Annotated in this window: 14 protein-coding genes; 6 read left to right on the top strand and 8 right to left on the bottom strand. The window is 72.0% G+C overall.

Going from position 1 to position 13,735, the window contains the following annotated elements; translation table 11 throughout:
* Positions 1-54 precede the first annotated feature (54 nt).
* Together rpmG and rpmB are read right to left on the bottom strand one after the other, a co-directional pair.
* Positions 55-222: a 50S ribosomal protein L33 gene (gene rpmG / locus ACERM0_RS19125; RefSeq protein ID WP_373680233.1), complete on the bottom strand. Its 168-nt coding sequence runs from the start codon at positions 220-222 to the stop codon at positions 55-57.
* Positions 222-458, bottom strand: coding sequence for a 50S ribosomal protein L28 (rpmB, locus tag ACERM0_RS19120; protein ID WP_373680232.1), 237 nt, complete (start codon positions 456-458; stop codon positions 222-224). The genes rpmG and rpmB overlap by 1 nt, the downstream gene beginning before the upstream one ends.
* Positions 459-507: 49 nt before the next feature.
* Between rpmB and ACERM0_RS19115 the strand changes: the two genes are divergently transcribed.
* The 4 genes from ACERM0_RS19115 to ACERM0_RS19100 all read left to right on the top strand — a co-directional run bounded on the left by ACERM0_RS19115 (position 508) and on the right by ACERM0_RS19100 (position 3,829).
* Positions 508-1,647 (top strand): GTP-binding protein, encoded by a 1,140-nt coding sequence (locus tag ACERM0_RS19115; protein ID WP_373680231.1) that lies wholly within the window; start codon positions 508-510, stop codon positions 1,645-1,647.
* Positions 1,644-1,889 (top strand): type B 50S ribosomal protein L31, encoded by a 246-nt coding sequence (locus ACERM0_RS19110; protein WP_373680230.1) that lies wholly within the window; start codon positions 1,644-1,646, stop codon positions 1,887-1,889. Before ACERM0_RS19115 ends, ACERM0_RS19110 begins: the two co-directional genes overlap by 4 nt.
* Positions 1,882-3,159 carry a GTP-binding protein gene (locus ACERM0_RS19105; RefSeq protein WP_373680229.1) on the top strand — a complete coding sequence of 426 codons (1,278 nt, stop codon included), beginning with the start codon at positions 1,882-1,884 and terminating at the stop codon, positions 3,157-3,159. Before ACERM0_RS19110 ends, ACERM0_RS19105 begins: the two co-directional genes overlap by 8 nt.
* 124 nt (positions 3,160-3,283) lie before the next feature.
* Positions 3,284-3,829: a class I SAM-dependent methyltransferase gene (locus ACERM0_RS19100; protein WP_373680228.1), complete on the top strand. Its 546-nt coding sequence runs from the start codon at positions 3,284-3,286 to the stop codon at positions 3,827-3,829.
* A gap of 607 nt (positions 3,830-4,436) precedes the next feature.
* On the opposite strand, the gene ACERM0_RS19095 is transcribed toward ACERM0_RS19100, so the two are convergent.
* The 6 genes from ACERM0_RS19095 to ACERM0_RS19070 form a co-directional block, all read right to left on the bottom strand.
* Positions 4,437-5,870, bottom strand: coding sequence for an ABC transporter ATP-binding protein (locus ACERM0_RS19095; protein WP_373680227.1), 1,434 nt, complete (start codon positions 5,868-5,870; stop codon positions 4,437-4,439).
* A 13-nt stretch (positions 5,871-5,883) separates the two neighbouring features.
* Positions 5,884-6,720 carry an ABC transporter permease gene (locus ACERM0_RS19090; RefSeq protein WP_373680226.1) on the bottom strand — a complete coding sequence of 279 codons (837 nt, stop codon included), beginning with the start codon at positions 6,718-6,720 and terminating at the stop codon, positions 5,884-5,886.
* Entirely contained in the window at positions 6,720-7,694 is a 975-nt protein-coding gene (locus tag ACERM0_RS19085) for an ABC transporter permease (RefSeq protein WP_373680225.1), read from the bottom strand. The genes ACERM0_RS19090 and ACERM0_RS19085 overlap by 1 nt, the downstream gene beginning before the upstream one ends.
* Before the next feature lies 1 nt (position 7,695).
* Positions 7,696-9,276 (bottom strand): ABC transporter substrate-binding protein, encoded by a 1,581-nt coding sequence (locus tag ACERM0_RS19080; RefSeq protein WP_373680224.1) that lies wholly within the window; start codon positions 9,274-9,276, stop codon positions 7,696-7,698.
* 81 nt (positions 9,277-9,357) lie between these two features.
* Positions 9,358-9,936, bottom strand: coding sequence for a GNAT family N-acetyltransferase (locus ACERM0_RS19075; protein WP_373680223.1), 579 nt, complete (start codon positions 9,934-9,936; stop codon positions 9,358-9,360).
* Positions 9,933-10,958: an NAD(P)-dependent alcohol dehydrogenase gene (locus ACERM0_RS19070; RefSeq protein WP_373680222.1), complete on the bottom strand. Its 1,026-nt coding sequence runs from the start codon at positions 10,956-10,958 to the stop codon at positions 9,933-9,935. Before ACERM0_RS19070 ends, ACERM0_RS19075 begins: the two co-directional genes overlap by 4 nt.
* Before the next feature lie 265 nt (positions 10,959-11,223).
* Between ACERM0_RS19070 and ACERM0_RS19065 the strand changes: the two genes are divergently transcribed.
* Positions 11,224-12,717 (top strand): aldehyde dehydrogenase family protein, encoded by a 1,494-nt coding sequence (locus ACERM0_RS19065; protein WP_373680221.1) that lies wholly within the window; start codon positions 11,224-11,226, stop codon positions 12,715-12,717.
* Positions 12,718-12,929: 212 nt separating this feature from the next.
* Positions 12,930-13,706, top strand: coding sequence for a GNAT family N-acetyltransferase (locus ACERM0_RS19060; RefSeq protein ID WP_373680220.1), 777 nt, complete (start codon positions 12,930-12,932; stop codon positions 13,704-13,706).
* Positions 13,707-13,735 lie beyond the last annotated feature (29 nt).

Raw genomic sequence — 13,735 nt, 5'->3', positions numbered from 1 at the left:
CGCTGCGGGCTGGATCGACCCCTGCGGCTGGGCCGGCCGATGCCCGCACTCGCCTCAACGGGTTTCGCGGAACAGGGCCTTGCGCCGCAGCTTCGGGTCGTACTTCCACAGTTCCAGCCGTTCGCGCTGGTTCTGCCGATTCTTCGTGGTCGTGTAGGTGCTGCCCGTGCCCTCGGTCGAGCGCAGGGTGATGACCGGGCGCTTGACGTCTCGCTTCGCCATCAGACGTCCTCCCCGCGGGCCCGGATGCGCGCCACCGCCGCCTCCACACCGATGCGGTCGATCGTCTTTATCGCCTTCGTCGACAGCTGCAGCTTGACGTAGCGCCCCTCGGAGGCGAGCCAGTACCGCTTGGACTGGATGTTCGGGTCGAATCTGCGGGCGGAACGACGGTGGGAGTGAGAGACCTGCTTGCCGAATCGCGGTTGGGCGCCGGTGAGCATGCAACGTCGGGACATACGGCCTCCTGATTTGAGAATGATTCCCAGAAAGGTTACCGTTGGCCGCATGCTGCTTCCAACCGTCACCCTGCTCGCCTCGCTCGATCCGCTGCTGCGGGAGCGCGCCATCGCCGCCGCCCACGCCGGCGACGACACGCTGGTCGTCGTGCGCCACGAGCTGACGACCCTTCACCTCGACGGACGCATGCGTCGACGGAGCGAGCACCGGTCGGGCGCCGAGGAGATCAGTCGGTCGGTCGACGAGCGCTGCTGCCTGTCGTGTCTGCTGCGTGACGACGCCGAGGAGGCGCTGCGCGGTCTCGCGGGACGGCGGGTCCTGCTGGCCCTGCCTCCGCCGGTGGAACCGGCCAACGTGGCCACCGCGCTCGTCGACGCGGGCGCCGCTCACGTCTCGGCGATCGCGGCGGCCCTGGACGTCCGGCTGTTGGAGGCTCGCCTGCACGCGCCGGAGCTGTTGTCGAGCATCGAGGACCTCGGCGACGACCCACGCACCGTCGCCGAGGTCGCCGCTCGCCACCTCGCGCACGCCGACGTGGTGCTCCACGACGGTGCCGACGACCGGGCCCTCGCGCTGGTCGACGCCCTCTCGGGTGGGGTGCCGCAGCGCGCGGTCGACGATCCCATCTGGCCAGGCGTAGCCCGGCACGACCACGCCACCTTCCTGGCCCGGTTGCAGGCGGGCGTGCCCGGCTGCCGCGGATCCGTACGTCGCGACGGGGTCGAACAGCGCTGCTGGCACCGTCGTCGACCACTGCACCCACAGCGGCTGCTCGCCCTGCTCGAGAGCGACGACCTGGACGGCCTGGCCCGGGCGTGCGGGTGGCTGTGGGTCGCGACGAGGCCCGGCACCGTGCTGGAGCTCGACGCCTGCGGCGGCAGCTACGAGCTCGGCGCCGTCGACGCCTGGCTGGACGCCGTCGACGACCACGGCCCCGCCCACCCGGCGCGGCGCGAGGTGGCCGACCGGCGCTGGGACCCCTACTACGGCGACCGCGCGCAGGATCTCGTGCTCACCACGCTCGACCGCGACCTCGACGAAGTCGTCCCGCTGCTCGACGCCTGCCTGTTGACCGACGCCGAGCTTGCCGACGGACCGGACGTGTGGCGGACCTGGTCCGACCCGCTGTCCCCCTGGCTCGGTGACGAGACCGAGCTGCTACGCACCGTCTCGGAGGAACCTTCATGAAGCGAGACATCCACCCCCGCTATGAGCCGGTCGTGTTCCGCGACCGCGGCGCCGACTTCGCCTTCCTGACCCGTTCGACGATGACCAGCGACCAGACGATCGAGTGGGAGGACGGCAACACCTACCCGGTGGTCGACGTCGAGATCTCCTCGGCCAGCCACCCCTTCTACACCGGCAAGCAGCTGATCGTGGACACCGCAGGACGGGTCGAACGCTTCAACCGCCGCTACGACCGTGGCTGAGCTGCCTCCCGGCAGCACACCACCCGGCCGCCTGCCGGTGACCGTGCTGTCCGGGTTCCTGGGCGCGGGCAAGACCTCGCTGCTGACCCACCTGTTGCACAACCGGGCGGGCATGAAGGTCGCCGTGATCGTCAACGACATGAGCGAGCTCAACATCGACGTCGAGCTGGTCCGCGGCGAGGTCCAGTTGGACCGGGTCGACGAGCAGCTCGTCGAGATGTCGAACGGCTGCATCTGCTGCACCCTGCGCGAGGACCTGCTCGTCGAGGTCGCCGAGCTCGCCCGCGAGGGACGCTTCGACTATCTGCTGATCGAGTCGACGGGCATCTCCGAGCCTCTGCCGGTCGCCGTCACCTTCGCGTTCGAGGACGTCGACGGGACCAGCCTCGCGCACCTGGCCGAACTGGACACCATGGTCTCCGTCGTCGACGCCTCGACCTTCCTCGATGAGGTCGGCCAGGAGGACCTGCTCGGCGACCGCGAGCTGGCGGCCGCACCGGGGGACGACCGTGCGCTGTCCAACCTGCTCATCGACCAGGTCGAATTCGCCGACGTGCTGGTCGTCAACAAGACCGACCTGGCCGGCGAGGACCGCACCCGCCAGGTGGAGGCGGCCCTGCGCGTCCTGAACCCGCAGGCACGGCAGCTGCGGGCCGTCCACGGCCGGGTCGATCCCCACGAGGTGGTCGGCACCGGCCGCTTCGACATCGAGGCGGCGGCGCTGCTGCCCGGCTGGTTGCGTGAGCTCGAGGGCTTCGACCACGTGCCCGAAACCGAGGAGTACGGCATCTCGAGCTTCGTCTACCGGGCCCGGCGCCCGTTCCATCCGCAGCGCCTGGCGGCTGCGACGGACGGACTCGACGGTGTCCTGCGCTCCAAGGGTGCCGTGTGGCTGGCCAGCCGCCCGGACGTCTGCGGCACGTGGTCGCAGGCCGGACCGTGGTTGCGGCTGGAGCCGGCCGGCTGGTGGCTGGCCGACACCCCGCGTGACGAGTGGGACCTCGACGCGGACGAGGAACGATCCCTGGCCAGGATCTGGGACGAGACGGTAGGTGACCGCCGCCAGGAACTCGTCTTCATCGGGCAGGATCTCGACCCGCACGCGGTCCACGCCGCCCTGGACCCCGCGCTGCTGGACGACCGGGAGTTCGCCGCCGGGCCCGACGCCTGGCGGCAGCTTCCCGACCCGCTGCCCGCGTGGAACGTCGCGTCCGACGGCTACGTGCATGATCACTCCGGGGACGTCCACGATCATGCCGTGCATGCCTGAGAGCCACCGACCCCCGACCGCGGACGGCTGACCGCCGGGGTCTGGCACGCCTCGGCGGCCGTGGATGCCGCTCGAAGGCCGGCCCGCCCTCGTCGACGTCACCATCGGCTCAGGAGCGATACGCATGTCACCCGACGAACGGACCGAGGCGCTGCGGCAACTGTGGACCGAGGGCGACTACGCGAGCATCGGCGAGCGGTTCGCGCCGGCCGCGCAGCGGTCGTCGACGATGCGGCTCGCCGGCCGACGGGTGCTGGACGCCGGGACGGGCACCGGGAACGCCGCGCTCGCCGCCGCGCGAGCGGGCGCGCAGGTCAGCGCCTTCGACCTGACGCCGGCCCTGCTCGCGCAGGCGCGGCAGCGCGCGAAGGACGCCGGCGTCCGCGTCGAGTTCCGCGAGGCCGATCTCCTCGCCATCCCATGGCCGGATGCGTCCTTCGACGACGTGCTGTCCGTCTTCGCGGCATTCCTCGCCGACGACCCGGCCCGTGCTCTCGCCGAACTCGTGCGGGTGTGCCGACCCGGCGGTCGCGTGGCCACGACCGCGTGGAGCGAGCGGTCGATCTTCTTCCGCATGATGCAGGTGGTGAATGCGCACGACGCCGACGTCGCACCCCTGCGCGATCCCAGTCCGTTCGCCGACCGGGGCCAGCTCACCGCACTCGCCTAGGGCCTCCCGGTCCGGCGCGTCGAGGTTCACGAGCAGCAGCTGCCGCTGGCCTTCCCCTCCGCCGGCCGCCTTCACGTTCTTCGAGGCGACATCGGGCCCCGTCCAACGCCTCGCGCGCGCGTTCGGTGACCGCTGGCCACGTGTCCGCCTCGACGTCGTGGAGGACTGGGCACGCGCCGCAACGATGGACGCGTCCGGGACGCCGCTGCCCGCGACCTATCTCGTCGCCGTCCTCCACTTCGCGTCGCGCGCGGCTTCCGAGCGACATCGTGACATCGGTTTCCGGGCAGGCTCCCGGCATGCTCCTCGGATAGCGTCCGGCGTCGCTCCGCAGCTCTCTCGCCGTGCGCTGTGGTGCTGGCCACCATGCCGCCCCTCGTGGCCTCCATCGCCACAGCGGGGCGTCACGGCCTCCTGCTGCGCGGTGCCGTCGCGGTCGAGGCACTGGCCGGCGTGGACACCGTCGCCCTCGACGAGACGGGCACGCTGACCGCGGGCCCCCCGCGCCGTCGACGACCGGCGGCCGGCGGAGACGCTGCGGCCGGCGGCCGCCGCGGAGGTTCTTGCGAGCGTCGTCGGCGAGACCCCGACCTGGCCCTGGGGCCGCTCAGGGCTCGGCGATGGCTGACAGCTGCGTCGGCTGGCCGAGGTGGACCTGGCGGTCGGCCACGGCTGTCGCCAGCGATGCGTCGTGGGTGACCAGCAGCAGTGCGCAACCGGACCCGTCGATCTGCGACATCAGCGCCCGGACCGTCTGCTGCTGGCTGACCAGGTCGAGGCGCGACGTCGGCTCGTCCGCGAACAGCAGGCGCGGGTCGACGAGCATGGCCCGGATGATGGCCAGCCGCTGCAGTTCACCGCCCGAGACCTGCCCAGGACGGCGCGCGAGCAGTCCTTCGTCCAGGCCCAGCTCCTGAACCAGCTCGCTCAGCCGTGCCGGTCGGAGGCGGTGGCGGCGCAGGACGTCGCCGAGGGAGACGGCGAGCGGGACGCGGGCGGGAAAGGCGAGCGCCGGGTCCTGGTACAGCTTCTGCACGGCCCCGGTCGGCAGGTGCTCGGTGTGGCGGACCGCGCCGTCGTCGGCCGGCAGCAGGCGCAGCAGCACGTTGCCGAGGGTGGTCTTGCCGACGCCGCTCGGGCCGGCGATCGCCACCCGCTGCCCGGCCTGCAGGGTCACCGCGAGATCCTCGAAGAGCGTCCGCGTGCCGTAGGCCTTGGTGATCCCCTCGGCCACGACCAGCGCCTCACCCTCTCGCGGGGCCGACGAGCCGGCACGCATCCACGGCTCGTCCCAGTGGCGCGGCTCCGCTGCCAGCAGCGCGCGTGTGTAGGCATGGTCCGGAGCGGACAGCACCTCCTCGACCGGCCCCCGCTCGACGATCTCGGCCCGACGCATCACGAGCACCTCGCCGCCCAGGGCCCGCGCGAGGTCGAGGTCGTGGGTGATCGTCAGCAGCATCCCACCACGTGTGACGTGCCCACGCAGGAGCGCCGCCAGGTTGACGCGCGCGCGCTCGTCGAGCCCCTTGGACGGTTCGTCCGCCAGGAGCACCGGCGCGCCACCGACCGTCGCGGCGGCGTAGGCGACGCGCTGCGCCATGCCGCCCGAGAGCCGATGCGGATACGTGTCACCGACCGCGGGCAGTCCCACGCCGGCCAGCGCCGTCGCGGCACGTGCACGTGCACCGCCACGGTCACGCCGGAACCCGGGCACGCCCTCGGCGACCTGCCGGCCCACGCGCATGGTGGGGTCCAGCGCCAGCATCGGCTCCTGCGGCAGCAACGCGAGCGTGCGCCCCCACAGCCGCCGACGGCCACGTCCGTCGTCGGCGTCATGACGAACACCCTCGATCTGCAGCGTCCCAGACGGGCGCAGCTCGGGCGGCAACGTGCCCATGAGCGCGTGAGCCAGCAGCGACTTGCCCGACCCGCTCTCGCCGACGATCGTGACGGCGCGACCGGCGTGGAGCCGCACGTCGGCGACGTCGACCAGTCGGTGACGGCCGTGGTCCACCCGCAGTTGGTGCACGTGCAGGGTCATCGAGGGGCTCCGGTCATCGACGGGCTCCGGTGGGTCGCAGGCCGAGCAGACCGAGCACGAGCAGGGCGAGGACGGCGACCGGCGCCGCGGACAACCACGGCGCCTCGTCGTAGAGCGGGAACGCCTCGGTGATCATCAGCCCGAGCTCCGGGGTCGGCGGGCGGACGCCGACGCCGACGAATCCCAGGGTCGACAGCGCCAGGATCGAGGTTCCGAGCCCGAAGGTGGCCATGGTGACCAGCACGGGCCGCAGGTCCGGCCACAGGTGGCGCGCCAGGACGTGGCCGGCCCCGAGACGCAGCAGGTCCGCGGCCTCCACGGCCGGCCCGGCCAGGACGAGCCCCGCGCGCGCACGAACCACCCGGAAGTACTCGACCCACTGGGCCAGCGCCAGCCCGAGGTAGAGGGTCCACAGGCCGCCGTCGGCCATGGCGGCGAAGACGAGGACGAGCAGCAGGGCCGGAAGGGCGACCATGGCCTCGGAGAGCCCGTGCAGCACCCCGTCGACCCAGCCACCGCGCCAGGCGGCCAGCACCCCGGTCAGCCCGCCCACCACCAGTGCCGTCGTCACGCACGCCAGCGCCAGGACGACCGACAACCTGGTGGCGGCGGCGAGGCGGGCGGTCACGCTGCGGCCGAGGTGGTCGTGCCCGAGCGGCTCGGCGAGGCTCGGCGCCTGCAGGAACCTGGACAGGTCCTGGCCGATGGGGTCGCCCCACACGACCGGCCCGAGCAACGCGAACAGGGCCAGCAGGCCGAGCAAGGCGAGTGCCCACCGGGTACGCGGCGCGTCCAGGCCCGGCACGACGGCCTCGCCGTCGGCAACCCGTGCGCGAAGCAGGCGCGCCATCACGCCACCACCTCGCGGGTGCGGGGGCGCGGGTCCAGGGCGAGCGCCGCGAGGTCGACGACGAGATTGATCGCGACCACGACCAGCCCGAGCGCCATCGTGGTGCCCTGGATCATGGGGATGTCCCGCCAGAACACGGCGTGGACCAGCGCGTGCCCGAGACCGGGCCAGGCGAACACCAACTCCACCACCAGCACACCCTCGATCAGGACGAGCGCCTGCGCGCCGAGGTAGGCGACCAGCGTGACGCCGGCGTTTCGCGCGACATGGCGGGACAGGACCGTGCCGTCGGACAGCCCCTTGGTGCGGGCGAAGGCGACGAAGGCTGCGTCCTGCAGTTGCGCCACGGTGTCGCGTGTGACCCGCGCGAACAAGCCGGACAGGCCGACCGCCAGGGTGGCGGCGGGCAATACGACGTTTCGCACCTGGCCGTGGCCGGTCGCGGGCAGCCAGCCGAGCTGCACGGAGAAGACGATGATGAGCAGCAGACCGAGCAGGAACGGCGGCATGGCCCGGCTGAGCGCGATCCACAGCGTGGTCGCTCGATCCAGCAGACCGCCGGACCGCAGTTGCGCGGCCGCCCCCAGCCCGGCGCCGACGACGAACGCGAGCGCGAGCGCCACGGCCGTCAACTGCAGGGTCGCGCCGAGATACAGCGACAGCTCGTCGGTGACGGGGCGGGCGGTCACCAGCGACGAGCCCAGGTCCAGCCGCAGCACGTCGCCCCACCATTGCAGCAGCTGACGCCAGACGGGCTGGTCGAGGCCGAGCTCGGCCCGCAGGGCGTCCGCGGTGGCGGCCGTCACCTGGTCGTAGCCGTAGCGGCCGGCCGCGATCCGGAACGCGATGTCACCGGGCAGGGTCTGCACGATCACGAAGCTCAGCGTGGCGACGAACGCGACCACCGAAACGGCCTGCACCAGCCGCCGTCGCACGATCCGCAGTGCGGCCAGCAGGGTCGGATGGCCAGCCACGTCAGTCGCGCCAGCGCAGCTGCGACAACAACCAGTTGCGCTCCAACGGGTCGAGTTCGAACCCGTCGAGCCGCTGGTCGACGACCGCGCTCTGCCGGTACCAGGCGACCGGGACGACCGGGAGTTCGTCGTGAAGGATCTGCGCAACCTCACCGCGCCGCTGGGGCTGCGAGGCGACGTCGGCGTCGGCCGCCATGGCCGTCAGCGTCTCGGTCAGCTGCTCATCACTCCAGTTCATCGCGCCCCAGTCGGCACCTTCGGGACCGAAGTCGTCGATCAGGGTCACGAGCGGGTCGGGCACCAGCGCGAAATTGCGGGCGTAGAGCCCCAGCTCCAGCGAGCCGTCCTGATGGCCGGCCGGGATGTCGCTCGAGTTGCCGATGCTCACCTCGAGGTCGATCCCGATCTCCGCGAGCGCGGCCTGGATGGCTGTGGCGAGCGGCGGCAGCTCCGGCCGATCGGTGAACGTGCGCAGCGTCAGCTCGAAGCGTTCACCGTCGCGAACCAGCGTGCCGTCCGGCCCGGGCTGCCATCCGAGTTCGGCGAGCAGCTGTCGCGCCCGGGAGGGGTCGTGCTCGAACGCGGCCAGGCCGTCCTGGTGCCACTCCTCCAGCGTCGGTGGGAACAGCTGGGTCGCCGCCATCTCCGGGTCGCGCAGCAGGGCCGTCGCCATGCCCGTCCGGTCCAGGGCGAGGCTGAGCGCCTGCCGTACCTCGACGTCGTCGAGGAAGGGGTGCGCGGCGTCCAGCTTGAACTGGATGGTCCGTGGCAGTGTGACGGAGACCAGCTCCACGTCCGCGTCCTCGCCGATGCGCTGGCGACTGACCGGGTCCATGCCGAACGTGACGTGTGCCTGACCACTCTCGGCCATCAGCGCGCGCCTCTCCGCGCGGCCGACCGCCTCGTAGTGGATCTCCTCGATCGCGGGCGGCGTCCCGGTCCAGATGTCGGAGGCCACCACCTCGATGCGATCGGGCTGCCGGATGGTCGCGACCTCGTAGGGTCCGGTGCCGATGATCGAGGTCACCTCGCCGCCGCTGTCGTAGGACGCAGGAGCGAGGATCTGCGTGCTCGTGTGGGCCAGCACGGCGGGCAGCGGCGCGAACGGCTCTGTCAGCGTGACCACGACGGCATCGTCGTCGGCGGTCACCGCGTCGACCGGCACGGCCGACAGCGGGCTGTCCGGCTTCGCGCGCACGTGGTCGAGCGCCGCTGCGACGGCCGGCGCCTCCACGGCCGTGCCGTCGTGGAAGACCGCGTCCTCCCGGAGCGCGAAGCGCCACGAGAGGCCGTCGCTCTCGACCTCCCACTCGGTGGCCAGGCCCGGCTGTAGTTCCCCCTGGGTGTCCGCCTCGACCAACGTCTCGGCCACTTCCAGGCGGGTGAAGAACCCCCCGGCGGTCGACGGGTCGATGCTGTGCAGTTCGAAGGGCCCGACGACACGCAGCGGGCCGTCCGGTGTGCCGCCTTGCAATGCTGTCGACTCGGCCGTCGCGTCCGAGGGCGTGACCTCGCCGCCGCCGCTGCACCCGAACAGCAGCGCGGTTCCCAACACACCGGCAGTCGCCTCTCGCCAGCCCATCCCGCGTTCCTCCGCTCGTGATCGAGCGGCGGATCCTAATAGGAACTGTTCTCATTCCCAAAAGGCTGTCTCAGCTGGCCATCAGGTTCCAGGCGACGTCCGGGAGATCGCTGCGCGCATCCACGCGTCCGCGTCAACGGTGAGCCCGTCGAACTCCAGGGCGTCACGCCGTCGGACGACGTGGGTGAATCCGCAGCGCTCCAGGACCCGCGCCGTCCCGGGGTTGTCCACCCGTGCGTGCGCCCGCACCTCGACGATCCTCCAGTCCGGCGCGAGCGACAGCACGTCCGTGACGGCCGCCGTCGCGATCCCGCGTCCCTGGTGGTCGTGACCCACGCGGTAGCCGAGCTCCGCCCGTCCCTCGGCGATGTCGACGAGGTTGACCCGCCCCACGACCTCGGCTCCGGCGTACACGAGCAGCAGCCGATCGGTGCCCGCATCCCACCAGCCGCAGGCGTTCACCAGGGACGCCGCCACCGCGTCGAGGTGGAAGTAGGCGTCGCCACGATCGGGCACCCACGTCCGGAAGTGCGTCCGGTTGTCGCGTTCGAAGGCCAGCACGCGGGCCGGATCCGCCTCGTGGGCCGGCCGGAGCGTGAGTCCGAGCCCGGCCAGCCTCGGAGCCTCCAGCGTCGACGAGGCGGCGGCAGGAGGGGTCATGGGACCAGGATGCCGCGGCCGCGCAGGCGTCCGGCATCCAGGTCGGCGATCGCGTCCGCCACGGCATCCAGCGGGTAGGTGCTCGTGTGCAGGGTCACCTTGCCGTCCGCGTTCAGCGCCATGAGTTCGACGAGGTCGTTGTAGGAACCGACGAGGTTGCCCACGACGTTTCTCTCGGTCGAGATGACGTCGATGGCGGGGACCTCGATCGTGCCCCCGTAACCGATCACGAAATCGCTGCCGGCCCGCCGGGTCATCTCCCAGGCGTCCTGCTGCGCCCCCTGCTCGCCGACGAAGTCCAGCACCACCTCGGCGCCGGCGCCGTCGGTCATCTCCAGGACCTTCTCGACGTGGTCGCCGTCGACGAGCACGGTCTCGTCGGCGCCCCAGTCGGGCGTCATGGCCAGCGCCTGCTCGTTGGCGTCCAGCACGACGATCCGGGTGGCCGACATCGCCCGCAGGCACTGCACGCCGATGTGGCCCAGCCCACCGGCGCCGACGACCACGCAGGTGCTGCCGGCGAACAGCAGTGGGGTCGCCTTCTTGACCGCGTGGTAGGCCGTGAGCCCGGCGTCGGCGAGCGCCGCCACGTCGGCCGGTTCCACGCCCGGCGCGAGCTTGACAACCGACCGGGCCGAGGTGACGAGGAACTCGGCCATGCCGCCGTCGACGTCGATGCCCGGGAAGTCGCTGTGCTGGCAGTGGACGTCGTCGCCGGCCCGACAGGCGCGGCAGAAGCCGCAGGTCACCAGCGGGTGGAGGATCACGGCGTCACCCGGCTGCAGGTGCTCGACGGCGGCGCCGACCTCGTGGATCCAGCCGGCGTTCTCGTGCCCGAGGGTGTAGGGCAGCGACACGTTGCTCTTGGCCGCCCACTGGCCCTCGATGATGTGCAGGTCGGTGCGGCACAGCCCTGCCCCGCCGATACGCACCACGACGTCGAAGGGCCTGGTGGCCTTCGGCTCCGGCACGTCCTCGAGGGTCGGCTGCTGCTCGTACTCGTGGAGCCGAACGGCCTTCATGGCATTCCCCCGTCCGTGGCGGCGCCCTCGGCCACCGACCATCGCCGAGCCTAGGGACCCACCGGCGGGCCGGCACGTGCCGACGGTCCCGGGCCGACCGACTGCCACGGGCGGACGTGGAACCTCGACACGGTCTTCGAGAGGACGTGGCTACCTCGAGTGGAAGGCGGGCCGACCAACGCGGTCGGTGTCGGACGGACGACCACCAGCCGGAACGCCGGCGGGAGCCTGCGGGAAGATGGAACACGCCCAAAGGAGCTACGGGATGTCCGATCAGAGTTCGCACGCGCCGGTGAAGACCGGCCTGTACATCGGCGGCCAGGTCCGCGAGACCTCGGACGTGCTGGAGGTCATGGACCCGGCCAAGCCCGACCGCGTCGTCGGCACGGCGGCCGCCGCGTCCGAAGCCGACGTCGCCGAGGCAGTCGCGGCCGCCAAGGCGGCGTACGACGACTGGTCGTCGCTGTCGGCCCAGGAACGCGCCCAGGTGATGAGCGAGGCGATCGCCGGCATCGCCGACGACCGTGACGAGGACGCGGCGATCCTGTCCCAGGAGAACGGCAAGATCCGCATGGAGGCGTGGATCGACGCGCTGGTGTTCGAACTGCGGTGGCAGCTGGCGCTCCAGCACGCCGACGAGGTCGAGGCCACCACGGTGCTCGAGCCCGCCCCCGGTCTGCCGGTGACGACCGAGATCGGCTACCAGCCGCTGGGTGTCGTCACGGTGATCGTGCCCTTCAACTGGCCGATCGCGATTCTCGGCGCCGCGCTGCCGCACGCCCTGCTGGCCGGCAACACCGCCATCGTCAAGCCGCCGCCGTCGACACCGCTGGCGATGTCACGGTTGGTGCAGCGCGTGGCGGAGAAGCTGCCGCCGGGCGTGCTGAACGTGGTCACCGGTCGCGACGAGCAGATGGCCGGACTCATCCAGAACGTCGACGTTGCCAAGGTGTGCTTCACCGGCTCGGTCAACGGCGGCAAGAAGATGATGGAGATGGCGTCGCGCACCATGACCCGCGTGACGCTGGAGCTCGGCGGCAACGATGCCGCCATCTTCTGCGAGGACGCCGTTCTCGACGACACCCACCTCGACCGGCTGTTCGCCGCCATCTACGACACCACCGGCCAGATCTGCATGAACGCCAAGCGGGTCTACGTGCACCGCTCCCGTCTGGAGGAGCTGGTGGACGGTCTGTCGCAGCGGCTCGAGCAGACCGTGCTCGGTTACGGTCTGGACGAGGGCACGACCATGGGGCCCCTGCACCAGCGCGCCCAGAAGGAGTTCGTCACCGAGCTGATCCAGGAGGCCAAGGACTCCGGGGCGCAGGTGCTGGAGTTCGGCGAGCTGCCCGGCGGGGAACTCGAGGGCGGCAACTTCCTCCGGCCCGCCATCGTCGTCGACCCCGACCCGAAGCTGAAGGTGGTCACCGAGGAGCAGTTCGGCCCGGTGGTCCCGATCATGCCGTTCGACACCGAGGACGAGGCGATCGCCGAGGCCAACGACACGTGGGGTGGCCTGTGCGGCTCGGTGTGGACCGCCGACCCGGAGACGGCCTCGCGCATCGCCAAGCAGCTCGTCTGCGGCTACGTGTGGGTGAACGACCACGGTGCCACGCGCCTCGACCTGCGGGCACCGTTCGGCGGGATGAAGCAGTCCGGGTTCGGCCGGGAGCAGGGCATCCACGGCATCCGAGCCTTCCAGGACACGCGTTCCATCGCCAACCTCGACGACGAGGCGCTCGCGCAGATGGCCCACTAGCAGCACCGACCGGCGACGGCTGCGGGGCCGCCACTCGGCGGCCCCCGCTCCTCTCTGCGCCCCTTCCCCCTTGGTGCGTGGATCCCCGCGGGGCCGACCCGGTCTACGCTGCCGGCCGCCGCGACCCCACGACCGCCGTGACGACCTCTCCTCCCGAGCCTCCGCCGTCGCGTGCCGGTCGCCGACCGGCGCGTGACCGCCCGCTCGCGCCCGTGGAGGATCCCCGGCTCGTCCTGGACGTCTTCGCGCGTGACCGCGACGTCCACCCCTACGGCATCGCCGACGTCCAGCAACTGTGGGACGTCTCGCGCTGGTGGGTGGCGGGCGACGCCGTGGCCGGTCGCATCGACCTGCCGGGCTCGCACGTTCCGGTCGTCTACGCCGTCGCCGCCCGCGACCCGGCCGCGACGCTGGATCTGCTCGCCGAGCTGCAGGCGGCGGGCGTGCTGGCCGACCACTACGTCGTCACGGGCCCGCGTGGGCTGACCGCGCGTCTGCGCGGCGTCCGACGGCCGCGCTGGTCCACCGACTACGTCAAGATGGCCCTCCGCCACCTCGACCGGCTCCCGGCGGCCGACGTCGAGGTGGACGTGCTCGGCCGCGACGACCTGCCGGCGCTGCGCACCCTGTACGCCACCGACGCGACGCCCGGCACGTTCTTCCACGACGCGCTGGTGGACACCGGCTGCTACGTCGGCCTGCGCGACGGCGACCGGATCGTCGCCTCGGCCGGCGTGCACGTCGTCGACCGGGTCAACGGCGTCGCCGCCCTGGGCAACGTGTTGACGGCCGCCGGCCACCGTGGCCGCGGGCTCGGACGCCGGGTGACCGCGACGTTGTGCCGGCGCCTGCTCGCCCAGGTCGACACCGTCGGACTCAACGTCGCGGCCGACAACACGGCGGCGCACCGCCTGTACGCGGGTCTCGGCTTCGTCGACGTCCTGCCCTACGAGGAAGCCGAGCTGGTATCCGACTCCGCGTTGGCCTGAGCTGCGGTTGGGCCCATCGTCGGGCACCG

It is taken from the genome of Egicoccus sp. AB-alg2, assembly GCF_041821065.1.
Taxonomy (GTDB): Bacteria; Actinomycetota; Nitriliruptoria; order Nitriliruptorales; family Nitriliruptoraceae; genus Egicoccus.
This window is presented reverse-complemented; position numbering and strand designations above follow the sequence as displayed.

Excerpts from the sequence above, each read along its gene's own strand:
- ACERM0_RS19075 (WP_373680223.1), bottom strand. The coding sequence starts at position 9,936 with ATGACCCCTCCTGCCGCCGCCTCGTCGACGCTGGAGGCTCCGAGGCTG.
- ACERM0_RS19115 (WP_373680231.1), top strand. The coding sequence starts at position 508 with ATGCTGCTTCCAACCGTCACCCTGCTCGCCTCGCTCGATCCGCTGCTG.
- ACERM0_RS19095 (WP_373680227.1), bottom strand. The coding sequence starts at position 5,870 with ATGACCCTGCACGTGCACCAACTGCGGGTGGACCACGGCCGTCACCGA.
- ACERM0_RS19070 (WP_373680222.1), bottom strand. The coding sequence starts at position 10,958 with ATGAAGGCCGTTCGGCTCCACGAGTACGAGCAGCAGCCGACCCTCGAG.
- ACERM0_RS19080 (WP_373680224.1), bottom strand. The coding sequence starts at position 9,276 with ATGGGCTGGCGAGAGGCGACTGCCGGTGTGTTGGGAACCGCGCTGCTG.
- ACERM0_RS19100 (WP_373680228.1), top strand. The coding sequence starts at position 3,284 with ATGTCACCCGACGAACGGACCGAGGCGCTGCGGCAACTGTGGACCGAG.
- rpmB (WP_373680232.1), bottom strand. The coding sequence starts at position 458 with ATGTCCCGACGTTGCATGCTCACCGGCGCCCAACCGCGATTCGGCAAG.
- rpmG (WP_373680233.1), bottom strand. The coding sequence starts at position 222 with ATGGCGAAGCGAGACGTCAAGCGCCCGGTCATCACCCTGCGCTCGACC.
- ACERM0_RS19090 (WP_373680226.1), bottom strand. The coding sequence starts at position 6,720 with ATGGCGCGCCTGCTTCGCGCACGGGTTGCCGACGGCGAGGCCGTCGTG.
- ACERM0_RS19110 (WP_373680230.1), top strand. The coding sequence starts at position 1,644 with ATGAAGCGAGACATCCACCCCCGCTATGAGCCGGTCGTGTTCCGCGAC.
- ACERM0_RS19065 (WP_373680221.1), top strand. The coding sequence starts at position 11,224 with ATGTCCGATCAGAGTTCGCACGCGCCGGTGAAGACCGGCCTGTACATC.